The 10,284-nt window shown below is 71.4% G+C and carries 11 protein-coding genes; 2 read left to right on the forward strand and 9 right to left on the reverse strand.

Going from position 1 to position 10,284, the window contains the following annotated elements; genetic code table 11:
• Nucleotides 1-121 precede the first annotated feature (121 nt).
• Nucleotides 122-1,495, reverse strand: coding sequence for a peptidase C39 family protein (locus ACWF94_RS22350; protein WP_453491097.1), 1,374 nt, complete (start codon nucleotides 1,493-1,495; stop codon nucleotides 122-124).
• Nucleotides 1,496-1,722: 227 nt separating this feature from the next.
• Between ACWF94_RS22350 and ACWF94_RS22355 the strand changes: the two genes are divergently transcribed.
• Together ACWF94_RS22355 and ACWF94_RS22360 are read left to right on the forward strand one after the other, a co-directional pair.
• On the forward strand, nucleotides 1,723-2,355 hold the full coding sequence (locus ACWF94_RS22355; RefSeq protein WP_453491100.1) for a uridine kinase family protein: 633 nt from the start codon (nucleotides 1,723-1,725) through the stop codon (nucleotides 2,353-2,355).
• A 304-nt stretch (nucleotides 2,356-2,659) separates the two neighbouring features.
• Nucleotides 2,660-4,612 (forward strand): AAA family ATPase, encoded by a 1,953-nt coding sequence (locus ACWF94_RS22360; protein WP_453491126.1) that lies wholly within the window; start codon nucleotides 2,660-2,662, stop codon nucleotides 4,610-4,612.
• A gap of 82 nt (nucleotides 4,613-4,694) precedes the next feature.
• Here the strand turns inward: ACWF94_RS22360 and ACWF94_RS22365 are convergent, their stop codons facing one another.
• The 8 genes from ACWF94_RS22365 to ACWF94_RS22400 form a co-directional block, all read right to left on the reverse strand.
• A complete protein-coding gene (locus ACWF94_RS22365) occupies nucleotides 4,695-5,153 on the reverse strand; it encodes a PH domain-containing protein (protein ID WP_453491103.1) in 459 nt (152 codons plus the stop codon).
• A 15-nt stretch (nucleotides 5,154-5,168) separates the two neighbouring features.
• Complete coding sequence (hisG, locus tag ACWF94_RS22370) at nucleotides 5,169-6,092, reverse strand: ATP phosphoribosyltransferase (protein WP_453491106.1); 924 nt, start codon at nucleotides 6,090-6,092, stop codon at nucleotides 5,169-5,171.
• Between the two features lie 122 nt (nucleotides 6,093-6,214).
• Nucleotides 6,215-6,496: a phosphoribosyl-ATP diphosphatase gene (locus ACWF94_RS22375; protein ID WP_453491109.1), complete on the reverse strand. Its 282-nt coding sequence runs from the start codon at nucleotides 6,494-6,496 to the stop codon at nucleotides 6,215-6,217.
• 34 nt (nucleotides 6,497-6,530) lie between these two features.
• On the reverse strand, nucleotides 6,531-7,016 hold the full coding sequence (gene ribH, locus ACWF94_RS22380) for a 6,7-dimethyl-8-ribityllumazine synthase (protein WP_453491112.1): 486 nt from the start codon (nucleotides 7,014-7,016) through the stop codon (nucleotides 6,531-6,533).
• A gap of 127 nt (nucleotides 7,017-7,143) precedes the next feature.
• The gene (locus ACWF94_RS22385; protein ID WP_453491115.1) at nucleotides 7,144-8,556 is read right to left on the reverse strand and encodes a bifunctional 3,4-dihydroxy-2-butanone-4-phosphate synthase/GTP cyclohydrolase II; all 1,413 of its coding nucleotides are present in this window, start codon (nucleotides 8,554-8,556) and stop codon (nucleotides 7,144-7,146) included.
• On the reverse strand, nucleotides 8,553-9,197 hold the full coding sequence (locus ACWF94_RS22390) for a nicotinamide mononucleotide transporter family protein (protein ID WP_453491118.1): 645 nt from the start codon (nucleotides 9,195-9,197) through the stop codon (nucleotides 8,553-8,555). Before ACWF94_RS22390 ends, ACWF94_RS22385 begins: the two co-directional genes overlap by 4 nt.
• Complete coding sequence (locus tag ACWF94_RS22395; RefSeq protein WP_453491121.1) at nucleotides 9,194-9,898, reverse strand: riboflavin synthase; 705 nt, start codon at nucleotides 9,896-9,898, stop codon at nucleotides 9,194-9,196. Before ACWF94_RS22395 ends, ACWF94_RS22390 begins: the two co-directional genes overlap by 4 nt.
• A gap of 1 nt (nucleotide 9,899) precedes the next feature.
• On the reverse strand, nucleotides 9,900-10,284 hold a 385-nt coding region (locus ACWF94_RS22400), incomplete at its 5' end, for a RibD family protein (protein WP_453491123.1).

Genomic DNA, 10,284 nt, shown 5'->3' on the forward strand with positions numbered 1-10,284 from the left:
CCACTGTCCCTGCTGCCGCAGGCGCCCACCGCCCCCACCCGCCCGCGCCCGCAGGGGCCCACCCGCGCCCGCACGTACCGCACCCCCGGCACCGGCTGCGCCGGGCAACGAACTGCCCGGTTCAGCGCACCCCCACGGCCGCCAGCGCGGCGCGCTGGGCTCCGGAGGCGCGCTCGGGCCAGAAGAGGTAGCAGACGCCGCCCGTGCCGGACGCCACCTTCCCGCTCGCGTTGTACCGCTTCGTCCGCAGCCAGATGTTCTCCCACTCGCGACGGCGGTAGATACGGCGTACGGCCGCGTTGTCCGGCGAGGCGGGGTCGTTGGCGATCACATCGCCGTCCGGGGTGAAGCCGATCACGGTCATCAGATGGCCCGCGGTGCCGTAGCCCGCGCCGGTCAGCTCGTCCTTGAGAAAGGACTGCGAGGTGATGACCGGGATACCGGACCGGATCAGCCGCTCCAGGTCGGTGAGGGAGGTGAGCCGGGTGACGACGGCGTTCATCTCCCGGTAGGTGGCCGCGTAGGCCGCGTTGAAGGGCCAGTTCCCGCAGCCGTCGTACTGGTGGTCGAAGGTGAAGCGGGCCGCGTGGCAGATCTGGGGGTCGGCGAAGGCGGGGTCGACCCAGGACAGGTCATCGGCGGTGGGCCGCCGGCCCCAGTACTCGATGATCATCTGGGCGGAGGTGGGGCTGCACCACGCCTCGCCGCCGTTGTCGTACTCCGGGTACTGGCCGACGTGGATCTCCTGCGAGTAGCGCGGTACGGCCAGTTCGGGCGCGGGGCACGGCTCGGACGCCGGCACGGTGAACCGGTCCGGGACGGCGGACGCCATCGCGCCCAGCCGCCACACCACCGGGGTGAGCCGGGTGCCGGGCCTGCGGTACAGCGTGAGCCGCAGCCGGTACGCGGTGATCCGGTGGCCGCCCGCGGGGTCGTCGATCGCGAGCGTGTCCGTCCACACGGTCGCTCGGCCGTCCTTCTGGCCGTCCACCGAGGTGCGCTTGATGTCGGTGTCACCCGCCGCCCAGCGGCCCAGGACGAACCACGGCGTCACGGTCCCGTCCCCGTAGAAACCGCCCACTTCGACCTGGAGCCAGGTCCCCGGCGGGGTGTGTGCGTTCCAGGAGGCGATGATCTCGGTGGCCGGCACCCGGCAGCGGTGGACCGGCGATGTCCAGGTGGCGTACTCCCAGGGCTCGGTCCGGCCGGTGTGCGGATCGGTGTAGTCGGTGACGCCCGAGGGCCGCGCGATGGCGACTCCGGCGCGGCGGCCCGCCACGGGCCCGGTTCCGGCCCCCCGGCCCCGGCGCCAGTCGGGACCGGAGACCCAGAAGCGGTGGTCCACGAGCGGTGGCCCGTCCACAGGCCGTCCTGGCCGTCCTGGCCGTCCTGCGGCCGGGACGGGAATCGCGGCGGCCGACGAGGCGGACAGCACGCCCGCCCCGGCGGCGATCGCGGCGCTCAGCACGGTCCTGCGCGAAGCGGCTCTGTCCATGAGACCCCCACATCGAGTGTGTCGCGGTCGGCCGTCGCACAGCGGCGACCAGCGCCACTATCGCGGGTCGCACCCGGCCGTCGCCAGCGGTCGGAGCCGCGTCATCGCGCCAATATCGGCCCGGCCCCCGCCGCGCTCCGTATCGCCGGGATCGTCCCGGTTCCCCATCGCCGGGATCGCCCCGGTCCCCCGCCGTGATCCGCTGTGATCCGCCGTAGGGTGGCCGGATGGACGATCTCGGCCGACTCGCCCCGGTGCTACGGGCCCTGCCGCCCTCCTGCGGGCCGGTGCGGCTGATCGCGGTCGACGGCCACGCGGGATCGGGCAAGACCACCTTCGCCGCCCGGCTCGCGGCGGCCATCGGCGACCGGGTGCCCGTGCTGCACCTGGACGATCTGGCCAGCCACCGGGAGTTCTTCGACTGGACGGACCGGCTGACCGGTCAGGTGACCGGCCCGCTCTCCCGGGGGGAGAGCGCGCACTATGCCCCGTACGACTGGAACGAGCGCCGCTTCACCTCCCCACGCCCTCTCGATCCCGCTCCCGTCGTCCTGGCCGAGGGGGTGGGGGCGGGCCGGCGGGCGCTGCGGCCGAGCCTGGCCTGTCTGCTGTGGATGGAACGGAGCGCCGAGGACTCCTGGGAACGGGGCCGCCGCCGCGACGGCAGTGCGCTCTCGGCCTTCTGGGACGACTGGACTGCGGCGGAGATGCGCCATTTCTCCGCCGATCCCTCCCGCCCCTTCGCGCATGCGCTGGTACGGGAGTGCCCTGAGGGTTACGAGGTGCTCCCGGGACCTGCTGCGATCGCGAGTCCGAACCAGATCATCACATTGGGTGACCGGGATCTTCCTCTAAACTGACCGGTCGGAAATCGCCGTCATGAGTGCCCGAACTCTGCTTGACCGGGGGGGTGTACAGGTCTTACGTTCTCAATGTGCGGCTTTCACAGCCGCCGCAGACGCGAAGCCCCCGGTTGTTCCCCCGTGATCGGGGGCTTCGTTCTGCCCCTCTCCCCCGCCGTCGGGATCAAGAGTTCACCCTCGGTCACCGCGACGCGGATCACTTCCCGGTGCCCTTAAGCTGGGCCTCCCTGCGCAGGTACGATGCATCCCGGTGGGTCAAATCCCGTCCACGACAAGGCGGTTGCACTTTGTGGGGGACCTGATGGACATCGGCGCGCAGGGTGCACCGGCCCCGGCCGACCTCGCCTGGGTACGCGGCGTGGACGCCTACACCATGGGGGCCTACCCCCAGGCGGAGGAAGAGTTCCGCACCGCCGTGCGCCTCGACCCCGAGATGGCCGACGGCTGGCTGGGACTGCACGCACTGCGCGTCGACACGACGACCGCGGTGCTGCGGATGTACCGGGCCCGCGCCCGCTTCGGCGAGCAGCGCTCCCGCCACCGCCGCACCCTCAACTCCTGGTACTGGCTCGGCTGGTGGGTACAGCCCGTGCTGGAGAGCCCGCGCGATCTGCTGCTCGCGCACGCCTCCCACTGGCTCGACGGCCGCCATGTGCCGGAGCTGGACCGGGCCCTCGCACATCTGCCGCCCGTGGACGCCGATCCCCAGGTGCGCTTTCTGCACGCCTGCCGCGCCTATCTCGTCAAGGACTGGGAGCAGCTCGTACGCCATACCGAGCCACTGGTCAACGATCCGCTGCTCGGTATCGAGGCGGGGCTGTTCGGCGGTATGGCCCGGGTGCGGCTGGAGATGTACGGGCAGGCCGAGCCGCTGCTGTCCGCCGCACTGATGCGCTGCCGCAGCGAACAGCCGCAGCGCAAGGAGCTGCGCTACTGGCTGGCGCGGGCCCACGAGGGCACCGGCCGCAGCGCCGCCGCCCTGCCGCTGTACCGGGCGGTGCACCGTATCGACCCGGCTTTCATGGACACCTCGGCCCGGCTGGCGGCGATCGCCGACTACGACGGGCTGGACGGTTCCGACGGCTACGACGACTCCATCGGGCTCGCCGTCTCACTGGCCGGATTCGGGCCGGACTCCATAGAAGACCGCGTGGACCGCGTGGACCGCGCCGAGCGGGCGGACCGGGCCGCGCAGGGCGAGGCCGACGGGGCGGCAGCGGCCGAGGCCAGGCTAGGCTTCGACCCGGGGACCCAGCTGCCCGGCTCGGTGCCGACGTCACCGCCGCCGCCCGAGCCGATGCGCCGCCGGGCCGGCGTACCGGCCCAGCCGACGCCGTCGCTCTTCCCGGCGGGCCCCACCGACCCCGTGCTGCTCGCCGAGGCGCTGGCGGAGCTGGAGCGGATGGTGGGTATGGAGCCGGTGAAGCGGCAGGTCAAGGCGTTGTCCGCACAGCTGGAGATGGCCCGGCTGCGGGCCGACCAGGGGCTCCCGGTCCAGCCGCCGAAACGGCACTTCGTCTTCTCGGGCCCATCGGGCACCGGAAAGACCACCGTGGCCCGCATCCTCGGCCGGGTCTTCTACGCCCTCGGGCTGCTCGGCGGCGACCATCTGGTGGAGGCCCAGCGCTCCGATCTGGTCGGCGAGTTCCTCGGCCAGACCGGGGTGAAGGCCAATGAGCTGATCGACTCGGCGCTCGGCGGAGTGCTCTTCGTGGACGAGGCGTACAGCCTGTCCAACTCCGGCTACTCCAAAGGGGACGCGTACGGCGACGAGGCCCTTCAGGTCCTGCTGAAGCGGGCCGAGGACAACCGCGACCACCTCGTGGTCATCCTGGCCGGCTATCCGGAGGGCATGGACCGGCTGCTCGCGGCCAACCCCGGGCTCACCTCCCGGTTCACCACCCGGGTCGACTTCCCCTCGTACCGTCCGCTGGAGCTGACGGCGATCGGCGAGGTACTGGCCGCCGAGAACGGCGACCAGTGGGACGAGGAGGCCGTCGACGAACTGCGCTCCATCAGCGGCCATGTCGTGGACCAGCGCTGGATCGACGAACTGGGCAACGGACGCTTTCTGCGGACCCTGTACGAGAAGAGCTGCGCCTACCGGGATCTGCGGCTGACCGGCTATCCCGGCACCCCGAACCGCGAGGATCTTTCCACCCTGCGGCTGCCCGATCTGATGCAGGCGTACGGAGAGGTCCTGTCGGGCCGGGGCCCGCTGGACCGGGGCCCTCAGGACCCGCCGCTGCCCTGAGGGCGACCGGCGGCGCCACGGCTGCCCTGAGGGCGACCGGCGGCGCCACGGAGACGGCGCGCGAGGCCGGGGCTGTCCGAGGTCAGTGGGGCCGTGCGGCGCCGTGGGCCTCGGCGAGGGCGCGGAGCGCGCGGGCGTCGTTGATCGCGTGTTCGCGGGCGATGCCCGGCTGGATGCCGAGGACGGGCAGGCTGGTGCCGTCGCTGAGATCGAGGAAGACCCAGGGGTCGCCGGGCCGGAGATTGACCCGGAGGATCTCCGCCCACTCCAGCCGCCGGACGCGGGTGATGTTGACGACGGTGACGCCACCCTCGTCGACGGCGACCTTGGGCCTGCTCAGCAGGGACAGCACCCCGAGGAACAGGGCCGCGGTGAAGACGAAACTGATCCGCTCCCCCATGGACAGCCGTTCGAGCGTCAGGGCGACGGCGGTGATCACCGCGAACATCACCGCGCCGACGGAGAGCAGGACGACCCGCGTACGGGTCGGCCGGAAGGTCGCCGGGAGCGCGGGAACTCGGGGTGCGGAGGCGGCGGGCATGGTGTGGGTCGTCCCTCAGAGCCGGCAGGCGTGGATGGCGGTGGTGAGGATGGCGCGGGCGCCGAGGTCGTACAGATCGTCCATGATCCGCTGTGCTTCCTTCGCGGCGACCATGGACCGCACCGCGACCCAGCCCTCGTGGTGCAGCGGGGAGATGGTCGGGGATTCGAGGCCCGGGGTGAGGGCGACGGCCCGTTCCAGGTGCTCGACCCGGCAGTCGTAGTCCATCATCACGTAGCTGCGGGCGACCAGGACACCCTGGAGGCGGCGCAGGAACTGCTGGACTTTCGACTCGGTGGTGTCGGAGGAATCAGCGGAGTCAGCGGTGCCAGCGGAGACTGTGGAGTCAGCGGAGGCTGTGGTGTCTGTGGCGCCGCCGGCTCCGGTGCGGCGGATGACGACGGCCTCGGAGGTCATGATCGGCTCGCCGATGACCTCAAGGCCCGCGTTGCGCAGCGAGGTGCCGGTCTCGACGACATCGGCGATGATCTGGGCGACGCCCAGTTCGATCGCGGTCTCCACGGCGCCGTCGAGGTGGACGACGGAGGCGTCGACGCCGCTGTCCGCGAGGTGTTTGGCGACGATGCCCTCGTAGGACGTGGCGATCGTCATTCCGTCGAAGTCCTGGACGCCCTCCGCCGTGCCCGGCCTGGTGGCGTAGCGGAAAGTGGAGCGGGCGAAGCCGAGCTGGAGGATCTCCTCGGCGCTCGCTCCCGAGTCGAGCAGCAGATCACGGCCGGTGATCCCGATGTCCAGCCGGCCGGAGCTGACGTAGATCGCGATGTCGCGCGGGCGCAGATAGAAGAACTCGACCTCGTTCTCCGGGTCGACCAGCACCAGCTCCTTGGACTCCTTGCGCTGCTGGTAGCCCGCCTCATGGAGCATCGCCGACGCAGGTCCGGACAGTGAACCCTTGTTGGGGACGGCGATGCGCAGCATGAGGACGGCTTCCTTACGTCAGTGAGTGGTGGGGAACAGCGGTGGGTCTCGCGGAACGGAACGGAGGGGGGACAGAGGGGGACGGAGCGGAGGGGGGACGGAGCGGGTCTCGGCGGTACGGCTCAGAGGTGGGCGTAGACGTCGTCGAGGGAGATCCCGCGCGCGACCATCATCACCTGGACGTGGTACAGCAGCTGCGAGATCTCCTCGGCGGCGGCTTCCTTGCCCTCGTACTCGGCGGCCATCCACACCTCGGCGGCCTCCTCGACGACCTTCTTGCCGATGGCGTGCACCCCCTGGTCCACCAGCTCGGCGGTGCGGGAGGTGGCGGGGTCGCCGGTCTTCGCCTTGTGCTGAAGCTCGGCGAAGAGATCTTCGAAACTCTTGCGGGTCGTGTTCGCCATGATGGTCTCAGGGTACGGGGTGCGGCCGGTGCGCTCAGCGCCAGGGTTCGCTGACGGAGCGCAGCGTGGCGGCGGTGGCGACAGCGGCCGTCACGGCCTCGTGGCCCTTGTCCTCGCGGGACCCCTCAAGGCCCGCCCGGTCGAGCGCCTGCTCCTCGGTGTCGCAGGTCAGCACCCCGAAACCGACCGGGACGCCGGTGTCGACGGAGACCTGGGTGAGCCCCTGGGCGACGCCCTGGCACACATACTCGAAGTGCGGGGTGCCGCCGCGGATGACGACGCCGAGCGCGACGACCGCGTCATAGCCTCGGCCCGCGAGCACCTTGGCGACCACCGGCAGCTCGAAGCTGCCGGGCACGCGCAGCAGTGTCGGTTCGTCGATGCCCAGCTCGCGCAGAGCCCGCAGGGCTCCGTCGACGAGTCCGTCCATCACCTTCTCGTGCCACAGGGCCGCGACGACGGCGACGCGGAGGTCCTGACAATTGCGTACGGAGAGTTCGGGTGCACCCTTGCCGCTCACGCTTCTCCTCGGTCTCTCAGGGGTCTGAAGGGGTCTGTCTGGGGCTAACGGAGGCTAACGGGGTCTGACGGGGCTGTCGGGGCTGTCGGGGCTGTCGGGGTCTGATGGATCAGTTCTCCCGTGGTGGTCACTGATTGCCGCAGGCGGACGCCCCGACGGCGTCGAGCCAGGGCAGATCGTGCCCCATCCGGTCCCGCTTGGTGGTCAGGTACCGGAGGTTGTGCTCGCCCGCCTGGACGGGCATCGGCTCGCGGCCGTGGACGGTGAGGCCGTGCCGGACGAGCGCGGCGGTCTTGTCGGGGTTGTTGGTCATCAGCCGCAGGCTGCGTACGCCGAGATCGGCGAGGATCTGCGCGCCCGCCGCGTAGTCACGGGCGTCGGCGGGCAGCCCGAGTTCGAGGTTGGCGTCGAGGGTGTCCCGGCCGCGCTCCTGGAGTTCGTACGCGCGGAGCTTGGACAGCAGGCCGATGCCGCGCCCCTCGTGACCGCGCAGATAGACCACGACACCGCGGCCGGTGCGGGTGATGTGCTCCATGGAGGCACGGAGCTGGGGGCCGCAGTCGCAGCGCAGTGAGTGGAAGATGTCCCCGGTCAGGCACTCGGAGTGGACACGGACGAGGACGTCCTCGCCGTCGCCGATGTCGCCGTGGACGAGGGCGACGTGTTCGATGCCGTCGATGGTGGAGCGGAACCCGTACGCGGTGAACCGGCCGAAGGAGGTCGGCAGATTGACCTCGGCCTCGCGCTTGACGGTCGGCTCGCTGGAGCGCCGGTAGGCGATCAGATCCTCGATGGAGATGATCGTCAGCCCGTGCTTGCGGGCGAACGGGACGAGTTCGGGCAGCCGGAGCATCACCCCGTCCTCGCCCGCGATCTCCACGATCGCCCCGGCGGGGCGCAGTCCGGCCAGCCGGGCGAGGTCGACGGCCGCCTCGGTGTGCCCGTTGCGGACGAGCACCCCTCCGGGCTTGGCGCGCAGCGGGAAGACATGGCCGGGCCGTACGAAGTCGGAGGCGTCCGCGGTGCCGGAGGCGAGGAGCTGGAGGGTGGCGGCGCGGTCGGCGGCGGAGATACCGGTGGTGACGCCGTGGGCCGGTCCGGCGTCGACGGAGACGGTGAACGCCGTCTGCATGGACTCGGTGTTGGTCTCGACCATCTGCGGCAGATCGAGGCGCTCCAGTTCGTCACTCTCCATGGGCGCGCAGATCAGCCCCCGGCACTCGCTCATCATGAAAGCGACGATCTCGGGGGTGGCCTTTTCGGCGGCGATGACGAGATCGCCCTCGTTCTCGCGGTTCTCGTCGTCGACGACCACGACGGGACGGCCCGCGGCGATGTCCCGGACGGCCTGCTCGACGGGGTCGAGGGCGAAGTCCTCCCTGTTGTCGACGGAGTACCAGGTGGGGGTCCGGGTCGTCGGCGGAGGGGTGGCATGCGCTCCCTCCTGGTGTGGCGGGGTGGTGATCGGTCCCTCCTGGTGCGGAGGGGTGGCGATCGGTGCCTCGTTCAGCGTGGCGGCGGGCGACGGATGGACTGTCATGCCGGGGCTCCTTCCAGAACCGGGGTACGGGTGCGCAGCCACCAGTCGCGCAGGCCCCACAGGACGAGCGCGAAGTAGGCCACGTAGACAAGGCCGGAGAAGGCGAGGCCGCTGCTGAACGCGAGCGGTACGCCGACGAGGTCGACGAGCAGCCAGGCGAACCAGAACTCGACCAGACCGCGGGCCTGGGCGACCATCGCGACGAGCGTGCCGACGAAAATGTACGCGTCGGCCCACGGGCTCCACGACAGCGACGGGTAGAGCGTGAAGACGCCGCCGACGGCGAGGGTGCCGGCGATCGCTCCCCCGGCGAGGAGCGCGCGTTCCTTCCAGGTGGCGAAGCGGACGGCGACCGAGCCGTCCCTGGCCTGCCCGCTGCCCCGGCGCCACTGCCGCCAGCCCCATACGGCGACGCCGATGACGAGGAGCTGTTTGCCCACTCCCCCGGCGAGGTCGGCGGAGGCGTAGGCGGCGACGAGGACGGCGCCGGAGACGAGTTGGGCGGGCCAGGTCCAGATCGAGCGCCGCCAGCCGAGCGCGAGGGCGAGCAGTCCGATGATGTTTCCGGTCAGATCGGACCATTTGATGGGCTGTCCGAAGGCGGTGAAGGCGTCGGAGTGCAGCCAGGACAGGGTGCTCATCGGGCGGTGTCCCGGGCGTGGCCCCCGGAGCTGTCCCGGGCGGTCTCTCCGGCGCGGTCCGCGGGGCGGTTCCCGGCGGTCTCTCCGGCGCTGTCCGCGGGGCGGTTCCCGGCGCGGTCGCCGAGCAGCCGCTCGACGTACTTGGCGATGACGTCGACCTCCAGATTGACCGGGTCGCCCGGCTGCTTGATGCCGAGTGTGGTCAGGGCGAGGGTGGTGGGGATGAGGCTGACGGTGAAGAAGTCGGGGCCCGCTTCGACGACCGTGAGGCTGATGCCGTCGACGGTGATCGAGCCCTTCTCTACGACATAGCGGCCGAGCCCGGCGGGCAGGCCGATCCGCACGATCTCCCAGTGCTCCGAGGGGGTGCGGGCCAGGATGGTGCCGGTGCCGTCGACATGGCCCTGGACGATATGACCGCCGAGGCGGGCGCCGACGGCCGTCGGCCGCTCCAGGTTGACCCGCGATCCGCTCGCCAGGGCGCCGAGGGCGGAGCGCTGGAGTGTCTCGGCCATCACATCGGCCGTGAACTCGCCCTCGCCGGTCGTGACGACGGTGAGGCAGACGCCGTTGACGGCGATGGAGTCACCGTGCTTCGCGCCTTCGGTGACGAGGGGCCCGCGCAGTCGGAAGCGGGAGGAGTCGCCGAGGTTCTCGACGGAGGTGACCTCACCCAGTTCTTCGACGATTCCGGTGAACACTTCAGCGCTCCTTGGGGGCGTTGGCGGGGACGGCGGTGATGCGCAGATCGGGTCCGACGCGGACTGTCTCGGTCATGTCGAGCCGCAACGCCTCGCCGATCGTGGAGATTCCGGCGTCGGCGAGAGCGGCCGGACCCGCGCCGAGGAGTACGGGGGCGAGATAGCCGATGACCTTGTCGACCGCGCCCGCCTCGGCGAAGGACCCGGCGAGGGTGGGGCCGCCTTCGAGGAGGACGGCGCGCACCCCACGCCCGTACAGGGCGGCCAGCAGCGCCGGTACGGAAAGACCCGGCCGGTGGCCGGCCCGGGGCAGCCGCAGCACCTCGGCGGTGTGTGCGGGGGGCGGGGCGTCGTCGGCGACGGCGATCAGGGTGGGGGCCGCGCCG

The organism is Streptomyces sp. NPDC055078 (assembly GCF_053607985.1).

Bases quoted from the DNA above. Each gene is read 5' to 3' on its own strand.
- ACWF94_RS22385 (WP_453491115.1), bottom strand. From the start codon at position 8,556: ATGACAGTCCATCCGTCGCCCGCCGCCACGCTGAACGAGGCACCGATC.
- ACWF94_RS22355 (WP_453491100.1), top strand. From the start codon at position 1,723: ATGGACGATCTCGGCCGACTCGCCCCGGTGCTACGGGCCCTGCCGCCC.
- hisG (WP_453491106.1), bottom strand. From the start codon at position 6,092: ATGCTGCGCATCGCCGTCCCCAACAAGGGTTCACTGTCCGGACCTGCG.
- ACWF94_RS22360 (WP_453491126.1), top strand. From the start codon at position 2,660: ATGGACATCGGCGCGCAGGGTGCACCGGCCCCGGCCGACCTCGCCTGG.
- ACWF94_RS22365 (WP_453491103.1), bottom strand. From the start codon at position 5,153: ATGCCCGCCGCCTCCGCACCCCGAGTTCCCGCGCTCCCGGCGACCTTC.
- ACWF94_RS22390 (WP_453491118.1), bottom strand. From the start codon at position 9,197: ATGAGCACCCTGTCCTGGCTGCACTCCGACGCCTTCACCGCCTTCGGA.
- ACWF94_RS22350 (WP_453491097.1), bottom strand. From the start codon at position 1,495: ATGGACAGAGCCGCTTCGCGCAGGACCGTGCTGAGCGCCGCGATCGCC.
- ACWF94_RS22375 (WP_453491109.1), bottom strand. From the start codon at position 6,496: ATGGCGAACACGACCCGCAAGAGTTTCGAAGATCTCTTCGCCGAGCTT.